Origin of the sequence: Janthinobacterium sp. CG_23.3 (assembly GCF_046115965.1) — a bacterium.
Lineage (GTDB): Bacteria > Pseudomonadota > Gammaproteobacteria > Burkholderiales > Burkholderiaceae_D > Janthinobacterium.
The window spans coordinates 1-19,904 of the sequence record NZ_JBJXIB010000111.1 but is presented as its reverse complement, the minus strand read 5'-3'; the positions used below and the strand labels follow the sequence as shown (position 1 = coordinate 19,904).

Below are 19,904 nucleotides of genomic sequence, written 5' to 3'. Positions count from 1 at the left end.
GGCGGTTGTGGTGGGCTCGAGTGCCGGCATCGGCCTTGTTTCCCGTTTTTTTTTTGTTTGTGTGGTGTTTGTGTTTTTTTTGTTTGTGTGGGGTGTGGGGGGGGGGGGGGCCCCCCCCCCCCCCCCCCAGCGCGGCAGCAGCGAGCCGTGGATGTTGACGCAGGGCCGGATGTCGAGCGTGCTGCGCGGCAGGATCAGGCCGTAGGCGGCCACCACCATGACGTCGTAGTCGGCCGCCAGCAGGCGCTGGTGCGCCGCCTGGGCCTCGGCCGCGCGCTGCGGATCCTTGCTGTCCTGGCGCAGCGACAGCGGTTGCAGCACCTCGATGCCATGGCGCTGCGCCAGTTGCTTGACGGCCGAGGCGTGCAGTTGCATGCCGCGTCCGGCCGGGCGGTCGGGCTGGGTCAACACCAGCGGCACCTCGAAACCGGCTTCGAGCAGCGACTGGAGCGCGACGGCGGCGAATTCCGGCGTGCCTGCAAAGATCACTTTCATAGTACTCCTTGGCTTGTGGCGCGCGGGCGCCACCTTACTTGCGGGCGCCCGCGCGGGCCGCCCGGTGACCGGACAATCAGTAGCGGCGCCCTTGCGCGCGCAGCGACGCCTCGCGTTCCAGGCCGCGGATTTCCTTGACCATCTTGGCCTTGATGCGGTTGCGCTTGAGCGGCGACAGGTAGTCGACGAAGACCTTGCCCAGCAAATGGTCCATCTCGTGCTGGATGCAGACGGCCAGCAGGCCGTCGGCGCTGACTTCGAAGGGCTGGCCCTGCAAGTCGAGCGCGCGCACCTTGACCTGGGCGTGGCGGTTGACGCCGTCGTACACGCCGGGCACCGACAGGCAGCCTTCGTCGTAGACTTCCATCTCCGGGCTGGCCCAGGTGATTTCGGGGTTGATGAACACCTGCAAGGCGTCCTTGGTTTCGGTGACGTCGATGATCAGCAGTTGCTGGTGCACGTCGACCTGCGACGCGGCCAGGCCGACGCCGGGCGCGTCGTACATGGTTTCGGCCATGTCGGCCACCAGTTGCGCCAGGCGGGCGTCGAACACGCTGACGGGTTTGGCGACCGTGTGCAGGCGCGGGTCGGGATAGCGGAGAATATTAAGTATGGACATACGAGTTCGGTTGGGCTGGGTGGGTTAAATTGGTGCTGCTTGCGCTAACGGGCCTGGCGACATAATCTTGCGTGAACCAAAACGCAACAGCCGCCGGGGTGGCCGCAGCGCGGTTTTTCTTGCTAGTTCAAGGTTTTATGGGCAGAATTTGATTCAGTTCGGCAAGCCTTATCGTCGATAGGGTAGCGTATTTCCTGGCAGCGCCGGCTCGGACGCGCTTCGGTTTCATGGCGATGCCGCACTTTACGGCGCACTTTACGGACCTATTAATGGAAAATTTTAGCACAGTCGGGACGCGCCTTGTGTTTGCCGCGCTTTTTGCGGGCGGCGCGGCCAACCCGGCCGCCGCGGCCACTTGCGAATTTTTGCCGAACGCGCCGGACCAGCACGAGGTCGTCAAAGGCGACACGCTGTGGGGTATTTCCGGCAAATTCCTCGAACATCCCTGGTGCTGGGGCCAGGTCTGGGGCATGAACCGCGAGGAAATCCGCAATCCGCACTGGATTTACCCGGGCCAGATCGTCTACCTGGACCGCGCCGCCGGGCGCCTGCGGCTGGGCCGGCTGGTCGGCGACAACGGCGGCGCCGGCCAGCCGGGCGACACCCGCCTGTCGCCGCAGTTGCGGGTCGAGGGCCTGGGCAAGGACGCGGTGGCGTCGATCCCCTCGGGCGTCATCGAGCCCTTCCTGAGCCAGCCCCTGATCGTCGAACCGGACGAGCTGAACGGGGCGCCGCGCATCATCGCCACGCAAGAGAACCATTTATTCCTGGGCAAGGACGACAAGGCCTATGTGCGCGGCGACCTGCAGGGCGGCACCTCGTTCCAGGTGTTCCGTCCCGGCAAGCCGCTGAAGGACCCGGACACCGAGAAGGTCATCGGCTACGAGGCCTTCTACCTCGGCACGGTGATGCTGCGCGCCGAGGCCAAGCCCGGCAGCGAGGTGCACACCTTCGTCGTCGCCAGCGCCAACCAGGAGATGGGCAGCGGCGACCAGTTGCTGCAGGCGCCGCCCACGCCGATGCGCAACTACGTGCCGCACCCGCCCGAGCGCCAGGTCAACGCGCGCGTGATGTCGGTCTACGGCGGCGTCAACTACGCTGGCCAGAGCCAGATCGTCAGCGTTAATCGCGGCTCGCTTGACGGGCTCGACATCGGCTCCGTGCTGCAGCTGTACCATAACGGCAAGACGGTGAGCGACACGACCGGCGCCAAAGGCTGGCACGGCATGGGCAAACCGGAGGTCAAGCTGCCCGACGAGCAATACGGCAGCCTGTTTGTTTTCCGCGTCTTCAAGCATATCGCGTATGGCTTGATCATGCAGGTCACCGAGCCGGTGCAAGTCGGCGACGTCGCCGCCTCACCGGAGTAACGCCGCCGTGCCAGCCACGGACACCCCGCCCCCCGAACCCGCCGACGACCTGCTGCACTGGCTGCGGCTGCAGGACGTGGCGGGCGTCGGTCCGGTGACGGCGCGCCAACTGCTGGCCCGCTTCGGCCTGCCGGGGCAGATTTTCGCCGCCAGCCACGCCGCCTTGCGCGAGGTGGTTGGCGCGGCCGGCGCCGCGGCGCTGCTGGCGCCGCCGCCGGACGGGCTGGCGCGCCGCCACGACGCCGTGCTGGCGTGGCTGGCGGCGCCCGGCAACGCCGTGCTGACGCTGGCCGACGCCGCCTATCCACGCAGCCTGCTCGACATCGCCGATCCGCCGCTGCTGCTGTACGCCAAGGGCCGCTGCGCGTTGCTGGCGCGCGCGGCGCTGGCGGTGGTGGGCGCGCGCAGCGCCAGCGCGCAGGGCGTGGCCAACGCCGGCCGTTTTTCCCACGCGCTCAGCGAGGCGGGCCTGACCATCGTCTCGGGATTGGCCCTGGGCATCGACACCGCCGCCCACGAGGGCGGCCTGCGCGGGGCCGGCTCGACCGTCGCCGTGATCGGCACCGGCGCCGACCTGGTGTACCCGCCGGCCAACCGGACGCTGTCGCAGCGCATCGGCGAGCGCGGCTGTATCGTCAGCGAATACCCGCTGGGCTGGCCGGCGGCGCCGGCCAACTTCCCGCGCCGCAACCGCCTGATCAGCGGCCTGTCGCTGGGCGTGCTGGTGGTCGAGGCGGCGGCGCGCTCCGGTTCGCTAATCACGGCGCGCCTGGCCGGCGAACAGGGCCGCGACGTCTTCGCCATTCCCGGCTCGATCCACGCAACGTTGGCGAAGGGCTGCCACAAGCTGATCAAGCAGGGCGCCAAGCTGGTCGAGACGGCGGCCGACGTGCTCGACGAGCTGAAGTTGCCGCTGCCGCCCGGGCTGGCGCCGGCGCACCGGCCCGGCGCCGGCCCGACGCGCCACGCCGCGCTGCTGGCGGCGCTGGGTTTCGACCCTGCCGACGCCGACACGCTGGCCGCGCGCGCCGGCCTCGACGTCGCCGGCGTCGTCGGCCAGTTGCTCGAACTGGAGCTGGCCGGCCTGGTCGAGCGCCTGCCCGGCGGCACCTTCCAGCGCACCGTGCTCTAATTAGATAGCGCGCTTTGCGCAGGTCGGCTCAGGCCCGACTGGCGTCGGCGGCGGCGGCCCGGCGTCGGATGACGCTGCGCTCATCCGGCCTACGCTACGCGAACGTGCGCGCGCTTGCCCTTGTGCCGCAAGGAGCTTAACTGATAGAGTAGAGCCATGTTCGACATCCTAGTTTATCTCTACGAGACTTATTACCGTCCCGACGCCTGCCCTGAACCGGCCGCGTTGGCGAAGAAACTGTCGGCCGTCGGTTTCGACGACGAGGAGATTTCCGAGGCGCTGGACTGGTTGACCGACCTCAATGCCATGGCCGGCGCCGCGCTGTCGCTGACGACCGAGTCGACCGGCACCCGCTTCTACGTGGCCGAGGAGAGCGAGGCGCTGGGCACGGCGGCAATCGGCTTCATCCAGTTCCTCGAAAGCGCCAAGGTGCTCAGCTCGCAGCAACGCGAAATCGTCATCGAGCGCGCGCTGGCGCTGGACGAGGCGCCGGTGTCGCTGGGCAAGCTGAAGGTGATCGTGCTGATGCTCTTGTGGAGCCAGGGCAAGGAGCCGGACGCGCTGATGTTCGACGACCTGTTCGGCGGCGACGACGAGCAGGCGGCGCCGCGTTTGCTGCACTGAGGAATTACACCCTGTTTGCCCGTTGCCGCCGGCGTGCCGGCGCGGGCGCAGCCACACCGCCATCAAACCGTATCGATTCCCGCAACACTTGTCGGCGTACCCGCCGCAGCCCCGGCGCGGCCCTTGCGGATTTGTCGGCAACGCGCTTATCATTGGCCGCTTGACAATACTATTCCATAGACAGTGCCGGGTAGACAAACGCGCTGGCGCCTTCGATGCACTGTATGATGCGCTTGCTGAACCAACCCTAGAGCATTTTTCGAGACCACATATATGACCAAAACCCTCATCATCGCCGAGAAGCCTTCTGTCGCGAACGATATCGCGAAGACGCTTGGCGGCTTTACCAAGCACGATGAGTACTTTGAATCGGACGAATACGTGCTGTCGTCGGCCGTCGGCCATCTGCTGGAAATCGCCGTGCCCGAAGAGCACGACGTCAAGCGCGGCAAATGGAGCTTCGCCCACCTGCCGATGATTCCGCCGTACTTCGCGCTGAACCCGATCGCCAAAACCGAGGCGCGCCTCAAAGTATTGAACCGGTTGATCAAACGCAAAGACGTGACGACCCTCATCAACGCCTGCGATGCCGGGCGCGAAGGCGAGCTGATTTTCCGCCTGATCGCGCAAAACGCCAAGGCCAAGCAACCGGTCAAGCGCCTGTGGCTGCAGTCGATGACGCCGGGCGCGATCCGCGACGGCTTCAGCAACCTGCGCAGCGACGAGGACATGCTGCCGCTGGCCGACGCCGCGCGCTGCCGTTCGGAAGCCGATTGGTTGATCGGCATCAACGGTACCCGCGCGATGACCGCGTTCAACTCGAAAGAGGGCGGCTTCTACCTGACCACCGTCGGCCGGGTGCAGACGCCGACGCTGTCGATCGTCGTCGAGCGCGAAGAGAAGATCAAGAAATTCGTCTCGCGCGACTTCTGGGAGGTGCGCGCCGAGTTCGTCTGCGCGGCCGGCATCTACGAGGGCCGCTGGCTCGACACCGCCTTCAAGAAGGACGAGAACGACCCTGAAAAGCGCGCCGAGCGCCTGTGGAGCAAGACCGCCGCCGATTCGATCGCCACCGCCTGCCGCGGCCGCCAGGGCAACGTCACCGAGGAATCCAAGCCGACCACCTCGATGGCGCCCGGCCTGTTCGACCTGACCAGCCTGCAGCGCGAGGCCAACTCGCGCTTCGGCTTCTCGGCCAAGAACACGCTCGGCCTGGCCCAGGCGCTGTATGAAAAGCACAAGGTGCTGACCTACCCGCGTACCGATTCGCGCCACCTGCCGGAAGACTACATCCCGACCGTGGTGCAGGCGCTCGAAACGGTGATGGAGAACAACAACTACCACCAGTTCGCCAAGCAGATCATCGACAAGGGCTGGGTCAAGCCGAACAAGCGCATCTTCGACAACACCAAGATCTCGGATCACTTCGCGATCATCCCGACGACGATCGCGCCGAAGAACCTGTCCGAGCCGGAGCAGAAGCTGTACGACCTGGTGACGCGCCGCTTCATGGCGGTGTTCTTCCCGCCGGCCGAGTTCCAGGTCACCACCCGCTACACCGAAGTGAGCGGCCACCAGTTCAAAACCGAGGGCAAGGTCATGACCAACCCGGGTTGGCTGGCGATCTACGGCAAGGAAGCGTCGACCGACGAGGACAAGGAAGCGAACGGCAACGGCAACCTGGTGCCGGTGGCCAAGGGCGAGAAGGTGCACACCGACAAGGTCGGCGCCAACGCCCTGGTGACCAAGCCGCCGGCGCGCTACACCGAGGCGACGTTGCTGTCGGCCATGGAGGGCGCCGGCAAGCTGATCGACGACGACGAGTTGCGCGACGCCATGGCCGGCAAGGGCCTGGGCACGCCGGCGACGCGCGCGGCCACCATCGAGGGCTTGCTGACCGAGCGCTACCTGATCCGCGAAGGGCGCGAGCTGATCCCGACCGCCAAGGCGTCGCAGCTGATGACCTTGCTGCGCGGCCTCGGCGTCAACGAGTTGACCGCGCCGGAATTGACCGGCGAGTGGGAATACAAGCTGTCGCAGATGGAAAAGGGCAAGATCTCGCGCGACGAGTTCATGCGTGAAATCGCCCAGATGACGCAAATCATCGTCAAGCGCGCCAAGGAATACGACAACGACACCATTCCCGGCGACTACACGACGATGACGACGGCGTGCCCGAACTGCGGCAGCGTGGTGAAGGAAAACTACCGCCGCTTCGCCTGCACCAAGTGCGACTTCTCGATGAGCAAGACGCCGGGCAGCCGCCAGTTCGAAATCGCCGAGGTCGAGGAACTGCTGGAGAAGCGCACCATCGGCCCGCTGCAGGGCTTCCGCTCGAAGATGGGGCGGCCGTTCGCGGCGATCCTGCGCATCGTGCGCGACGAGGACATCAGCAACTTCAAACTGGAGTTCGACTTCGGCCAGAACGACGACGACGAGAACGCCGAGCCGGTCGACTTTACCGGCCAGACCGCGCTGGGGCCGTGCCCGAAATGCGCCGCCAACGTCTACGAGATGGGCCTGGCGTACGTATGCGAGCACAGCATGGCGAAACCGAAGACCTGCGATTTCCGCAGCGGCCGCATCATCTTGCAGCAGGAAATCCTGCCCGAGCAAATGGTCAAGCTGCTCAACGACGGCAAGACCGATTTGATGCCCGGCTTCGTCTCGCAGCGCACCCGCCGTCCGTTCAAGGCCTTCCTGGTCAAGGGCAAGGACGGCAAGATCAGCTTCGAATTCGAAGAGCGCAAAGCCAAGGCGCCGGCCAAGGGCAAGGCGGCCGCGGTCGCCGACCCGGTCGACGGCGCCGAGGGTGAAGACGGCGCGCCGGCCAAGGCAACGGTGAAAAAAGCCGCCGCCGCCAAGGCGCCGGCCAAAAAAGCCGCGGTCAAAAAGCCGGCGGTGAAAAAAGCCGCGGTGAAAAAAGCCCCGGCCAAGAAAGCCGCCACGGTCGAATAAACGGCGTTGGCGCAAACAAAAACGGCGACGGCACCCAGGTGCCGCCGCCGTTTTTTTTCGCCGTTTTAGCGGGCCGATACGGCCATAAAAGCCGGCGGCAACGAGCCTTCGGCGTCGAACCCCGGTCGCGCTTGGCGGGCGCTCAATCGAGGAAGTCGGAGTACTCTTTCTGGGCGTAGCCGGCGACCCGGCTCCACGGCAATGCGCGGCTCAGGCTGGCCAGCGGCTTGGCGTCGACCCGGCGGTAAAAGGTGTTGGCCTTGTCGCCGCTTTCGATGGTCAAGGCGATCTGCCGCTGCTCGTCCCACAGCACGCGCTGGTACACGCCGTTTTTCTCGACTTCGTGCCAGCGCGCGCCGGCCACGCTGGAGGCTTGCTTCGACAAGGGCATGGCGGCCACCAGTGTCGGGTTCGCCAGATAGAAACTGTTGTCCCAGGAACCGTCGAAATCGACGTTGTCGTAGTCGCTGGCGGGAACCGCGATCAATTCCCGCTTGGGGGCGTCGATGAATTCCAGGCGCACCTGGTTCTTCTCCAGCATGACGTGGCGCGGCGTCAACACGTGGTTGAATTCCTTGTGCTCGTGTTGCGCGGGCTTGAACCCGACCTTTTTGCCGAGCGGCGCGGCGGCCGCCTTGGGCAGCACGCGCTCGATCCAGACGTGGCCCGGGCGGCGCAGCATGACTTCTTCGTAGCGGCTCTCGCGCGTAACGCCTTCCGCTGTTTGCGCGCGGCTGTAGTACTGGATGGTCAGGTCGAGGTCGGGCGCCGGGGCGGCCGCTTGGGCGAGGGCGCTCAGCAAGGCGCCGGCGAGGAGGAGGGTAGGCGATTTCATGTGTGGTCTTTTTCGTGTGCGTTAAGCCAGCGTGTGGTAGGTCGGATGAGCGGGACGCGTCATCCGACCATGTTGGCCGAAGCGGGCCGCGCCGCTCCGGGCCAACGTGGTCGGGCTAACCCGAGCTACATTTCCTAGAGGCCGAAGGCGGACTTGAGCAGGCTGAACACTTTGGTGTTGTCCAGCGTGCCTTTGAAGCTTTTCGCGCCGGCGCCGGTGGCCAGCAGTTTCACGTCGCCGCCGCCGTGGGTTTCGCTCGACAGGCGCACGCCGGTTTCCTGCAGGTAGTCGTTGCCCAGCGCGGTGGCGCTGTCGACGCTGGTGCGCAGGTTGGGACGGTTCGGGCCGTTGCCGAACACCAGGGTGGTGTAGCTGTTGCCGTCGGCGTCCAGGCTCGGTTTGCCGTCCTTGTAGTTGCGGTTGATGTCGAGGATGGGGTTGCCGCGCTTGCCGTAGCCGTTGAACGCCAGCGTGTGGTCGTGGTCGGCGGTGACGACGATGAGCGTGTTGGCCAGCGTCGGGTCGCTTTGCCTGGCCTTGTCCAGCGCCGCCTTGATGGCGTCGTCGAAGGCGACGGTGTCGGTCAGCGCGCGCTTGGCGTTGGTGCCGTGCAACGCGTGGTCGATGCGGCCGCCCTCGACCATCAGGAAGTAACCCTTGCCGTTGCCGGACAACAGGTCCATCGCCTTGACCGTCATCTCGGCCAGGCTGGGCTGGTTCGCCCCTTCACCCTTCGGCGGCGTGGCGCCGCGGTCCAGCTCATACTCCAGGTGGCTCTTGCTGCTGTACAGGCCGATGAACTTCTTGTTGTTCGGCGCCGCCGCCATTTGCGCCTTGGTCGCGGCCACCGTGTAGCCCTTGGCCGCCAGTTCGGCCAGCAGGTCGCGTCCGTCGGCGCGGCCTTTGCTGTTGCTTGCCGCCGCGAACGGCGTGAAGTGGTTGCGGCCGCCGCCCATCAGCACGTCGACGCCGTCGGCCAGCGCGGCGTTGTAGCCGGCGCCGCCCGGCACCACCTGCGCGGCGATGGCGTATTGCGCGTTGCGGTTGCAAATGTGCGAGAACGTCGCCGCCGGGGTCGCGTGGGTCAGTTCGGTGGTGGTGATCGCGCCGACCGCCTTGCCGCTGGCCTTGGCCAGTTCGAGGATGGTGGCGGCGGCCTTGCCGTTGCCGGCGGCGCAGTTGTTGACGCCGAGGTTGCCGTTGGCGTCCCTGCCCGGGTCCGTGGCGACGGTGTCGGCCGACATCGAGACCACTTCATTGTTCATTTTGACCCCGGTCATGTAGGCGGCCATCGACGGCGCGCTGTCGGTGGTCTGGGCGTCGTTCGAGTAGGTCTTGATGCGCGCGGTGCGCTCCAGCTTGTCCATGGCCAGGCTGCCGTCTTCACCGTACTGGTAAATGCGCGCGGCGGTCACGGTGGTCGGACCCATGCCGTCGCCGAGGAAGAAGATGACGTTCTTGGCGTCGGCGGCGCAGGCGCCGTTGGCGAACAGCGCGGCCAGGGCGGCGCCCAGCAGGGTGTGGTTCAGGGTAGGTTTCATCTTGGATATCCCGTTCTTGATGCGTTCTTGACGCGTTTTTTTGACGATTACAGGCCGGCGGCGTTTTTTACCAGGCCGAATACTTTGGTGTTGTCGATGGTGCCGAGGAAGCTGTCGGCGCCCTTGCCGACGGCGCCCAGGAAGACGTCGGCGCCGCCGTGGGTTTCGCCGCCGACCGCCGTACGGACCACCGCTTCCTGGTGGTAGGCGTTGGCGCCGGTAACGCTGTCGTCCAGGCCCGCCAAGCTGGCGCGGCTGGCCTGCGTGCGGTTTTCGCCGTTGCCGAAACCGATGATCGAGTACGGCGCGCCGTCGGCGTCCTTGACGGCGACGCCGGTGACGTAGTCCTTCACCAGGCCCAGCACGCCCGGCTTGCCGGCTTCGGTTTTGCCGGTGCGCTTGGCGTAGCCGTTCAGCACCAGCGTGTGGTCGTGGTCGGCGGTGACGACGATCAGCGTGTTGGCCAGCGTCGGGTCGCTGAGTTTCGCCTTGGCGATGGCGGCCTTGATGGCGTTGTCGAAGGCGACGGTGTCTTGCAGCGCCTTCTTGGCGGTGGTTTCATGCAGCGCGTGGTCGATGCGGCCGCCCTCGACCATCAGGAAGTAGCCCTTCTTGTTTTTCGCCAGCACGTCCATCGCCTTGGTGGTCATGTCGGCCAGGCTTGGTTCCTTGGCGGCGTCGCGGTCCAGGTCGTAGCTCATGTGGCTGGACGTGAACAGGCCGAACAGGCGCTCGGTCTTGCCGGCGTCGAGCGCGTTGAATTCGCTCGCGTTGGCGGCCACCGTGTAGTTTTTCGCCTTCATTTCGGCGACCAGGTCGCGGCCGTCGGCGCGCTTGCCGCCGTCCTTGAACGGCGTGAAAAACTGCTTGCCGCCGCCCAGCACGACGTCCAGGCCGGTCGCGCCCAGCGCGCTGTTGTAGCCGGCGCCGCCCGGCACCATGGCCGTGGCGATATCGTTTTCCAGGTCGCGGTGGCAGATGTGCGAATAGGTCGCCGCCGGCGTGGCGTGGGTGACGCGGGTGGTCGTGACGACGCCGGCCGACAGGCCCTTGGCCTTGGCCAGTTCCAGCAGCGTGGTGGCGGGCTTGCCGTTGGCGGCGCCGCAGTTGTTGCCCAGCTTGTTGCCGTTGGCGTCGGCGATCGGGTCGACCGCCTTGGTGTCCTGCGACATCGACAGCACTTCATTGTTCATCTTGACGCCGGTCATATAGGCCGACATCGACGGCGCGCTGTCGGTCACTTGGGCGTCGTTCGAGAAGGTTTTGACGAAGGCCGTTTCCGGCAGCGTGTCCATGGTCAGTTCGCCGTCTTCGCCGACGGCGTAGATGCGCGCGGCGGTCATGGTGGTCATACCCATGCCGTCGCCGAGGAAGAAAATGACGTTCTTGGGCGCTTCCGCGACTACCTCGGTTTCCTTCTTGGTATCGCTGCCGCAGGCGGCCAGCATCATGGTGATAGCGACGCTGAGTCCAGCGGCGGTGAGGTGTCTGCGTGTCATGTGCTTGATCCGGGCTGTGAAAAGCTGCGAATGTAACAAGACTTTATGACACGCCGATGACCAGGGCGGCTGGCCCGACCACCGGTGGCCGCGGAAAATCCGCTACCGGGCCGCCGTTCGGCCTAAGCCGATCTACACCTTCACGCTTGCATTCATCCGAATGAAGCAATTAACCATTGCACTTTTCCCCGTATTTCATGCGGATTAAGCAACGTAAGATGCGTTCATTCCAATCACATCGCAAAGGTCTCTATCATGTTCAAGCCAAGCACCCTGTTCGCCGCACTGGTCGCCGCTGCCGTTGTCGGCGTGGCCCCGGCCTCGGCCGCCGCGCCGGCGCCACTCAAGCTGGAAGTGTTCAATCCGGGCGAGGCGGCGATCTTCCCGGTGGCCTCAGTGCTGGTAAGCGGCAAGACCGACGCGGTCTTGATCGACGCCCAGTTCTCCCGCGGCGAAGCGCTCAAACTGGTCGAGCAGATCCGCGCCAGCGGCAAGAAGCTGACCACGGTCTATATCAGCCACGGCGACCCTGACTTCTACTTCGGCCTGGACGTCGTCAAGGCGGCCTTCCCCGAAGCCAAGATTGTCGCGACGCCGCAGACCATCGCCGCGATGGAAAAGAAAGCCACGGCCAAGGTCGCTTATTGGGGGCCGATCCTGAAGCAGAACGCGCCGCGGGGCATCGTCATGCCGGAACCGCTGCAAGGCAACGAGATTACGCTGGAAGGGCAGACATTGACGATCTCGGGTCCGTCGCCGGAGCGTAGCTACGTATGGATTCCTTCGATCAAAGCGGTAGTCGGCGGCGTGGTGCTGTTCAACGACCTGCACGTGTGGACCGCCGACACGCAGAGCGCGCAGTCGCGCCAGGACTGGCTCGGCACGCTGGCCGGCATCGCCGCGCTAAAGCCTGTGACGGTGGTGCCCGGCCACTTCAAGGTGGGCGCCGCGCTGACACCGCAGAGCATCGCCTACACCCGCGACTATCTGGTGCGCTTCGAGGCGGCCACCGCCAAGGCCGCCAACTCGGCCGAGTTGATCGCCGACATGAAGCGGCAGTATCCGGACGCCGGCCTGGACGCGGCGCTGAGCACCAGCGCCAAGGTCGCCAAGGGCGAAATGAAGTGGTAGCGACAGCGGCGGCGGCGGCCATAGCGACACCGCACTACACCTTCGGCCAGCTGCGCTGTGCCGCAGATAGTTAAAAGACCAAGCGTGCCGCGCCGCGACGCACGGCCTTTTATTTTTTCATTTGTAAAAGCTATCGAGTGCATATAAGTAATTGGCTTTACCTTTTCCTCCGTACTGCTTAGTATCCTTATATCCGAATGACAACAACGAAGGAACAAGCCATGAGTCAGAAACCGCCAATCAGCACCGCATCGGGCATTCCCGTCGCCGACAACCAGAATTCGATCAGCGCGGGTGCGCGCGGCCCGTTGCTGTTGCAGGATTTTCACCTGATCGAGAAACTCCAGCATTTCAACCGCGAGCGCATCCCGGAGCGCGTGGTCCACGCCAAAGGCTCGGGCGCCTACGGCACCTTCACCGTCACCCACGACATTAGCGGCTACACCAAGGCCAAATTGTTCAGCGAAGTGGGCAAGCAGACCGCGACCTTCGCGCGCTTCTCCACCGTCGGCGGCGAGCGCGGCAGCGCCGACACCGAACGCGACCCGCGCGGCTTCGCGCTGCGTTTCTACACCGAAGAAGGCAACTGGGACCTGGTCGGCAACAACACGCCGATGTTCTTCATCAAGGACCCGATCAAATTCCCCGACTTCGTGCATACCCAGAAGCGCGACCCGCAATCGAACCTGAAGTCGGCCAACATGATGTTCGACTTCTGGAGCAAGGCGCCGGAAAGCCTGCACCAGGTGACGATGCTGTTTTCCGACCGCGGCACGCCGGACGGCTTCCGCCACATGGACGGCTTCGGCAGCCACACCTACAGCCTGATCAACGACAGGGGCGAACGCGTCTACGTCAAATGGCACTTCAAGACCCGCCAGGGCATCAAGAACCTGAGCGCGAAAGAGGCCGGGCGCCTGGCCGGCGACGACCCGGACTACGCCCAGCGCGACCTGTTCGGCGCCATCGGCAAGGCCGATTTCCCGCGCTGGGACGTCAAGCTGCAAGTGGCCACCGAGGCCCAGTTGGCCGAGTGGGAGGCGCGCACCGGCTGGAACCCTTTCGACCTGACCAAGGTTTGGCCGCACGGCGACTTCCCTTTGAAACCGGTCGGCGTGTTCGAACTGAACCGCAATCCCGACAACTACCACGCCGAAGTCGAGCAGGCGGCGTTTTCGCCTTCCAACGCGGTGCCGGGCATGGGGTACTCGCCGGATAAAATGCTGCAGGGGCGTTTGTTCGCCTACCACGACGCCGCGCTGCACCGGGTCGGCACCAACCACCAGCACCTGCCGGTGAACGCGGCGCGCTGCCCGTTCCACAACCAGCAGCGCGACGGCGCGATGGCGATCCACAACGGCGGCGCCGCGCCCAACTACGCGACGGTGGAAGCGGCCGGCAGCAATCCTGTCGGGCTGGGCCACGGCGAGCCGACGCTGGCGCTGGAAGGCGGCGCCGCCCGCTACGACGGCCGCGGCGTGGAAGACGACTTCACCCAGGCCGGCAACCTGTTCCGCGTACTGACGCAGCAGGGCAGGCAGAACCTGTTCGACAACCTGGCCGGGCCGCTGAGCCAGGTCGACGCCGACATCCTGCAGCGCCAGTTGGGACATTTCGACAAGGCCGACCCGGCCTACGGCGCCGGCGTGCGCGCGGCCTTGAGCGCGCGTAACGCGATGTAAGCGAGGCCTTCCCCGCCGGGTGGTGTGCTGCGTTTCAAGCAACGGGGTCGCCGGCGCGCTGTTTTTTACTGCGCCGGCGGCGTCGCGTCGATCGGCGTGGCGCGATACTGCGCAATCGACCCCAGCGCGCGCATCCCCTCCACCAGCGACGGCCATGGCTGCGCCCACACCTGCGGGTAAATACACTCGCCTTCATACTGCACCGGATAGGCCAAGTTCTCCACGCCGGGCGTAAATTGGCAGTCCATGCCGGGCTTGCTGTTGCCGCGCGCGTCGCAGCGATACCAGCCGCTGCCCTCCAGCCACACCGCGACGAAGCCGTGGGTGCAATGCGGCGGGTTGGGGCCGCTCAGCGTCAGGCGCTGGTAGCACAATCCGGCCGCGATGCCGTTGGCGCGCAGCAGGGCCACCAGCAGGTGGCTCTTCGCCGTGCACAGCCCGGTGCCGACGGCCAGCGCCTGCGACGCCGTCAGCGTGACCTGGTCGCGTTGGTAGTCGATGCTGTGCTCGATCTGGTCGCGCACCCAGTCGAAGCAGCGCTTGGCGCTCGCTGGCGGCGTGTCGGCGCGCAGGCTGCGCGCCAAGTCTTGAATTGCCGCGTCGCGATAGTCGATGATGTCGCTGGCGGCGAGGAAGGGGGTCAGGTCGGGCTGGATGGCGGTCACGCGTGGCTCCTTGAAGTGGGAGGACAATTATGGCCGAATTGAACCTGTTTTTAAATAGGCAAGTGAGAGGGGATGTTTCAGCGTTTCAGACGCGCGCCTTGCGCGGGCGCAAACCTGCGGCCGTCTATCTGATGTTGCCAGGTATACATAATGCCCATCCTTGCGTAGACTCACCAGATGGCCGTCATTGCAATGTTCTGCTATCAGCGAACGGGCTGCAATGCGGATGACCCAGCTTGTGGCGCCGCTACCCGATGCGGCGCCGGACGATACGAGGCAAACTGATATGAACATGGCGTCTTTAACCGTGTACGGCGACGACCGTATGCTCCAGGCGATCCGCGAGGCGCTGCCGACGGAACCGGCCAGCGATTGGCTCAAGGGCGATGCGCGCGGCAACGGCCGCATCCACCTCGACTCGGGTTTTACGGTCGACATTATCGCGGTCGGCAGCCCGGATCTGCTGCTCGAGCCGATCCGCGCCTACCTGGCCGAGTGCGGCTCGCGCGGGATTTCGTTTACCGAGTCGCGCATTGTGGCCGAGTTGAAGATCGGCCTGGACGGCGGCGCCGCGCTGCCGGCGCCGGCCAGCTTCGATCTCTCGCTGGACGACTTGAACATGCTGGCGGAAATGGGCGTTTGCCTGAGCCTGACGGCGCGGCCGCACGCCTGACGACAGCAACGGCGTCACCCCGGGGTCAAAGCTTCAGGTCTGACCGCGGTTTTTTGCCGTTGTTTTCAAGCTACTGCTTGAACTCGACGCCGATCATGTTGTCGTCCGGCTTGCGGTCGATGAGTTTGTTGTCCGGATCGATGCCGGCCCTGGCCGGTTTGCCGCTCACCACGAGCGTGTACGTGCTCTCCTTTTGCGCGATCAGTTTGCGTTCGCGCAGCAGGCTGTTGCCGTCCTTGTCGTCAACGCCGATGTCGATCAGGTCCTTCAGCGGCGCGTCTCGTTCCTCGCCCAGTTCACCGGCCCGCACCTTGGTCGCGTGCACCTTCAGCGTCACCTCGTACTTGCCGTCGGCACGCTTGCGCGCGCTCGCCGCCAGCGCGTGGTTCTCGTACAGCACGATGGACTCGAACAGGTCGTCGATCAGGTAGGCCTGCGCCGGCGGCGTCACCCGGCGCAACGCCTCGATCAGCGTCGTCACGCTCGGATACGGCGGCCCGGCCAGCGCGTGGCGCGCCAGCAGGGTGCGCAGCGCGCCGTTGACCTTGTCTTCGCCGACGATGTCCTGCAGCAGGTACAGCGCCAGGCTGCCCTTGTGGTAGTGGATGTAGTTCTGGTCTTCGTTCTCGGCCAGCGGCAGCTCCTTCTTGTTTTCCTCGGCGCGCCCCATCAAATACTGGTGCAGGTCGTAGCGCAGGAAGCGCCGCATCTTGTGCGGGCCGAAGCTTTTCTTCATCACCATCAGCGCCGAATACTCGGCCAGCGTTTCGCTGAGCACGCTGGCGCCGCGCGTGTTGCCGGCCACCAGCTGGTGGCCCCACCACTGGTGCGCGAGCTCGTGCGCCGTCACGTAGTACGGGTAGTCGATGTCCTTCGGGTTGTTGTCGTCGACCTTGGCAATAAAACCCAGCCCCTCCGAGAGCGCGATGGTGGCGGGGAAGGACTGCGCCAATTTGGCGTAGCGCGGGAGCTCGACCACGCGCACCTGCTTGTGCTGGTAGGGGCCGAAGTGCTTGCTGTAGTACTCCAGCGCTTCGCGCACGCCGCCGGTGATGCGCTCGAGGTTGTATTCGTGGCCGGGGTGGTGGTAGACGTCGATGGCGACGTCCTGCCAGCGCTCGTGGCGTACCGCGTAGCGGCCCGACTGGAAGGCGTAGAAGTTGAGGATAGGCTGGTCCATCTTGTAGTGGTAGTAGTGGCGGCCCTTGTCGATCCACTCGTTTTCCAGCGTGCCCGGGGCGATGGCGATCTGGTCCGGGCTGGTGCTGACGGTGGCCTCGAAGCTGATCCAGTCGGCGTCGCCGGCCAGGGTGTTGTCGGCCAGGCCGCGCGGATCGTTGCGCGCCAGCGCGCGCTCCTGCGCCGGCAGGCCGTGGCGCTTGCGGTCGCGCGGGTCGCGCAGTTCGAGCCGGCGCTGGTAGCCGATGTGCGGCAGCACGGCGTTGCTGACGAAGCTGCCGTTGCCGACCACCGGCGTGTCCTGGCCCAGGCCGAGCGCGCCGCGCGGGGCGAATTCAAGGTCGAATTCAAGCGCCAGCGTGGCGCCCGGCGCCAGCGGCTTGAGCAGCTTGAAGCTGTAAAATCCCAGGCGCTTGTCGCTCAGGCCGGTGTGCACCGGCGTGTCGAAGCGCAGCGCGCGGATGGCCGCGCCGGTGTCTTGCTGGATGAAGACGTCGCTGATCGGCACGCCGCTCTTGTTGTGCAACTGGTAGCGGCCCTTGGCGAGCAGGGTACGCTGTTCCGGCAACATGTCGAGCTCCAGTTTGACGGCGGTGATGCGCGGCTGCGCCGCGGCGGCGAAGCGCTGGTACTGCCGCTCGTAGCTGGCGTGGTCGGCGTCGCGCTGGTACGCCGACTTGACGTCGTTGAGCACGTGCTGGCTGTAGTACAACAGCGCGCCGGTGCCGACGAAGACGGCCAGGCCCAGGCCGAGCGCGCGCAGCACCGGCCCGGTCAGCGCGTGGCGCGCCAGTTGCAGGCGGATGCGCCAGTCGGCGTCGGCGCCGCGCGGCCAAAACACCAGGGCCAGCACGCTCAGCACCAACGCCGCGCCGGACCAGTACAACTGATACCAGCGCTCGCGCAGCAGGAAGTGGCCGTCGCCGTTCATGGCCGAGTAGACGTAGCCGGGCGTGCTGGCATACAGGATCAGCGGGTCGCCCAGGCCGAGCGTGCCGAAGGTGAGGGTGGCGGCGTAGTACAGGATCATCGCGAAGAAGGCGACGAATTTGTGGTTGATGATACTTTGCAGGGCGATCGCCAGCACCGCCACCAGCGCGTAGCCGGGCAGTTGCACCAAAAACAGTTGCTGTAGATAGAGACCGGGGTCGAGCAGGAAGTAGCCGTTGGCGATTTGGATCGACATGCCGCAGAGCATCACGGCGACCAGCAGCAGCGCCTGCACGGCGATCAGCGCGAACAGTTTCGACAGCAGCGCCAGCCAGCTGGGGACGGGCAGCGCGTCGAACATCTGGGCGATGCGGCTTTCGCGCTCGCGCCAGACCAGCTCGCCGGCGTAGAAGGTGGTGATGACCAGCATGAACAGGGCGAAGGCGCCGCTGACCACTTCCAGCACCCGTTCCGTCACCGGATAGCTGCTGGCGCCGCAGATGGCGTCCATGTCGAGCGCGTTGGCGTACATGGCCAGCACGCCGGCCAGCACGATGACGGCGAAGTAAATGTTCTTGACGGTTTCGCGCAGGTTCAGCCAGCTCAGTTGCAGCAGCAGCGGGGCCAGCTTGCGCTGCTTGAAATCGGGCGCCTCCCGGGTGCGCGTGGCCGTCGCCGTCGGGCCCGGCGCCGGCTCGGCGGCGACGCGCGGGCCGTGGCCGGCGTCGAAGGTGGCGCTGAACTGGAAGCGCCGGTAGCCCAGCATCAACGCGACCAGCGCGAACGAGGACCAGAGCAGGCGGTTGCTCAGGTAGACGCCCTCCGGCAGCACCAGGCGCAGGTTGCGCTCGGCCACCGGCCAATACTCGGTCAGGCGGATCACCGCGGTGGTGCCGAACGGGTCGATCAGCGCGGCCAGCGTCTTGTAGTCGAGGTCGCGCGCCAGCGACGGCGCCACCAGGTAGCCGATCAGCATCACGACGCTGCTGATATACACCGGCAGCATGCGCCGCGTCAGCGCCGCCAGGATAAAGAAGATGGCGCCGAAAATGAACAGGTTCGGCAGCAGCGTGAAGGCGTAGGGGATCAGGTAGGCGGCCAGGCGCTGCGGCCCCAGCCGGTCGGGTTCGATGCCGGGCACGTAGGTGCCCAGCCAGGCGCCCAGCACGATGCTGGAGAACACCACCGCCAGCACCAGGTAGGCGCCGAGGAAGCGGCCGAAGATGTACTGGCGCTTCTTGATCGGCGCGCTGAAGAAGAAGTGCTGCATGTCGTACTCGACGTCCTCCTGCACCGAGCGGCCCATCATGGCCGCCACCACCACCACGCCGAAGCAGCCGAGGAAGCTGCAGGTGAGGGCGATGCTGCGCGAGGAGTTGAGCGCGACCTTGCTGCCGAAGCTGACGTAGGCTTCCTTGAAGACGCCGCCGGCGGCGGCCATCCACAGCACCGCCAGCAGCAGGAAGACGACGAAATAAAACCAGGTCGACAGCCGCGTCAGCCGCTGGCGCGCTTCGAACAGGGCGATCGCAAGCATGCGCGGCCCTTAGCAATTGGCCGCGGCGCGGTGGCGCCCGGCAATGGTGGCGAAGTAGACGTCTTCGAGGTCGCCGATGGCCTCCTCGAAGCCGTCGCCCGGGTCGTCGTCGCTGTAGACGTGGATCAGGGTGCGGCCCGACAGCAGCCGCGTCGAGATGACGGCGTGGCGCTGCTGGAAGCTGGCCAGCTCCTTCTTGTCGACGAAGCGCGCCCAGATTTTGCAGCTGACGTCGTCGATGAGTTGCTGGGTCTGGCCGCACAGCAGCAGGTGGCCCTTGTTGATGATGGCCATGTTGGCGCACAGGTCGGCGACGTCGCTGACGATGTGGGTCGACAGCAGCACGGTCTTGTCGTCGCCGATGTCGGAGAGCAGGTTGTGGAAGCGCACCCGCTCCTGCGGGTCGAGGCCGGCGGTGGGTTCGTCGACGATGATCAGTTGCGGGTCGCCCAGCAGCGCCTGGGCGATGCCGAAGCGCTGGCGCATGCCGCCGGAAAAACCGCCCAGGCGCTGGTGGCGCACGTCGAACAGATTGGTTTGCTGCAGCAGGGCGTCGACGACCTCGCGCCGCCGCGCCCGGTTCGACAGGCCCTTGAGCACGGCGAAGTGGTCGAGCAGCTCGTAGGCCGTCACCTTCGGATACAGGCCGAAGTCCTGCGGCAGGTAGCCGAGCAGGCGGCGGATCTCGTCCTTGTCGTCGAGCACGTCAAGCTCGCCGAAAAACACCGAGCCGGCGTCGCACTCCTGCAGCGTGGCCAGGGTGCGGATCAGCGTCGACTTGCCGGCGCCGTTCGGGCCAAGCAGGCCGAACATGCCGCTGGGTATCGTCAGCGAAATATTGTCGAGCGCCACGACGCCGTTGCTGTAAGTCTTAGACAGGTTGCGGATCTGTAATTGCATGCCATTCCTCACTTATGCGTGCCGGGGCCGGGGGGGGGGGGAGGGACATACTCCCGCCCGTTCACCTGGGTTTATGTCCCACCTGGTCCATTGGCGGAGGGTGGTGGTTCGCCGCGTTGTCTTTCTCACTCCCC

The 19,904-nt window shown here is 65.8% G+C and carries 15 protein-coding genes; 7 read left to right on the top strand and 8 right to left on the bottom strand.

Going from position 1 to position 19,904, the window contains the following annotated elements:
- Positions 1–495 (bottom strand): methionyl-tRNA formyltransferase (locus ACFDR9_RS21410; protein ID WP_409032272.1); only part of this gene is annotated, 495 nt, incomplete at its 3' end.
- A 76-nt stretch (positions 496–571) separates the two neighbouring features.
- Positions 572–1,114: a peptide deformylase gene (gene def / locus ACFDR9_RS21405; RefSeq protein ID WP_017877601.1), complete on the bottom strand. Its 543-nt coding sequence runs from the start codon at positions 1,112–1,114 to the stop codon at positions 572–574.
- Between the two features lie 269 nt (positions 1,115–1,383).
- On the opposite strand from def, the gene ACFDR9_RS21400 reads away from it, so the two are divergent.
- The 4 genes from ACFDR9_RS21400 to ACFDR9_RS21385 all read left to right on the top strand — a co-directional run bounded on the left by ACFDR9_RS21400 (position 1,384) and on the right by ACFDR9_RS21385 (position 7,198).
- Positions 1,384–2,484, top strand: coding sequence for a LysM domain-containing protein (locus ACFDR9_RS21400; protein ID WP_327076137.1), 1,101 nt, complete (start codon positions 1,384–1,386; stop codon positions 2,482–2,484).
- 7 nt (positions 2,485–2,491) lie between these two features.
- Positions 2,492–3,616 carry a DNA-processing protein DprA gene (gene dprA, locus ACFDR9_RS21395; RefSeq protein ID WP_327076136.1) on the top strand — a complete coding sequence of 375 codons (1,125 nt, stop codon included), beginning with the start codon at positions 2,492–2,494 and terminating at the stop codon, positions 3,614–3,616.
- A gap of 156 nt (positions 3,617–3,772) precedes the next feature.
- Positions 3,773–4,240, top strand: a complete 468-nt coding sequence (locus ACFDR9_RS21390) for a DUF494 family protein (RefSeq protein WP_026133082.1) — start codon at positions 3,773–3,775, stop codon at positions 4,238–4,240.
- A 273-nt stretch (positions 4,241–4,513) separates the two neighbouring features.
- Positions 4,514–7,198: a DNA topoisomerase III gene (locus tag ACFDR9_RS21385; RefSeq protein ID WP_327076135.1), complete on the top strand. Its 2,685-nt coding sequence runs from the start codon at positions 4,514–4,516 to the stop codon at positions 7,196–7,198.
- Between the two features lie 142 nt (positions 7,199–7,340).
- Here the strand turns inward: ACFDR9_RS21385 and ACFDR9_RS21380 are convergent, their stop codons facing one another.
- The 3 genes from ACFDR9_RS21380 to ACFDR9_RS21370 all read right to left on the bottom strand — a co-directional run bounded on the left by ACFDR9_RS21380 (position 7,341) and on the right by ACFDR9_RS21370 (position 11,073).
- Positions 7,341–8,033 carry a hypothetical protein gene (locus ACFDR9_RS21380; protein ID WP_327076134.1) on the bottom strand — a complete coding sequence of 231 codons (693 nt, stop codon included), beginning with the start codon at positions 8,031–8,033 and terminating at the stop codon, positions 7,341–7,343.
- A gap of 134 nt (positions 8,034–8,167) precedes the next feature.
- On the bottom strand, positions 8,168–9,574 hold the full coding sequence (locus ACFDR9_RS21375; RefSeq protein ID WP_017877595.1) for an alkaline phosphatase: 1,407 nt from the start codon (positions 9,572–9,574) through the stop codon (positions 8,168–8,170).
- Between the two features lie 47 nt (positions 9,575–9,621).
- Positions 9,622–11,073: an alkaline phosphatase gene (locus tag ACFDR9_RS21370; RefSeq protein ID WP_409032271.1), complete on the bottom strand. Its 1,452-nt coding sequence runs from the start codon at positions 11,071–11,073 to the stop codon at positions 9,622–9,624.
- Positions 11,074–11,328: 255 nt separating this feature from the next.
- Between ACFDR9_RS21370 and ACFDR9_RS21365 the strand changes: the two genes are divergently transcribed.
- On the top strand, positions 11,329–12,204 hold the full coding sequence (locus tag ACFDR9_RS21365; protein ID WP_327076133.1) for an MBL fold metallo-hydrolase: 876 nt from the start codon (positions 11,329–11,331) through the stop codon (positions 12,202–12,204).
- Between the two features lie 221 nt (positions 12,205–12,425).
- On the top strand, positions 12,426–13,886 hold the full coding sequence (locus tag ACFDR9_RS21360; protein WP_409032270.1) for a catalase: 1,461 nt from the start codon (positions 12,426–12,428) through the stop codon (positions 13,884–13,886).
- Positions 13,887–13,951: 65 nt separating this feature from the next.
- Here ACFDR9_RS21360 and ACFDR9_RS21355 read toward each other — a convergent pair whose 3' ends face one another.
- Entirely contained in the window at positions 13,952–14,551 is a 600-nt protein-coding gene (locus ACFDR9_RS21355; protein WP_327076131.1) for a transglutaminase family protein, read from the bottom strand.
- A gap of 292 nt (positions 14,552–14,843) precedes the next feature.
- On the opposite strand from ACFDR9_RS21355, the gene ACFDR9_RS21350 reads away from it, so the two are divergent.
- Positions 14,844–15,224 (top strand): hypothetical protein, encoded by a 381-nt coding sequence (locus ACFDR9_RS21350; protein WP_232429719.1) that lies wholly within the window; start codon positions 14,844–14,846, stop codon positions 15,222–15,224.
- Between the two features lie 70 nt (positions 15,225–15,294).
- Here the strand turns inward: ACFDR9_RS21350 and ACFDR9_RS21345 are convergent, their stop codons facing one another.
- Together ACFDR9_RS21345 and ACFDR9_RS21340 are read right to left on the bottom strand one after the other, a co-directional pair.
- Positions 15,295–18,870 carry an ABC transporter permease/M1 family aminopeptidase gene (locus ACFDR9_RS21345; protein ID WP_409032269.1) on the bottom strand — a complete coding sequence of 1,192 codons (3,576 nt, stop codon included), beginning with the start codon at positions 18,868–18,870 and terminating at the stop codon, positions 15,295–15,297.
- A 9-nt stretch (positions 18,871–18,879) separates the two neighbouring features.
- On the bottom strand, positions 18,880–19,770 hold the full coding sequence (locus ACFDR9_RS21340) for an ABC transporter ATP-binding protein (protein ID WP_017877588.1): 891 nt from the start codon (positions 19,768–19,770) through the stop codon (positions 18,880–18,882).
- Positions 19,771–19,904 lie beyond the last annotated feature (134 nt).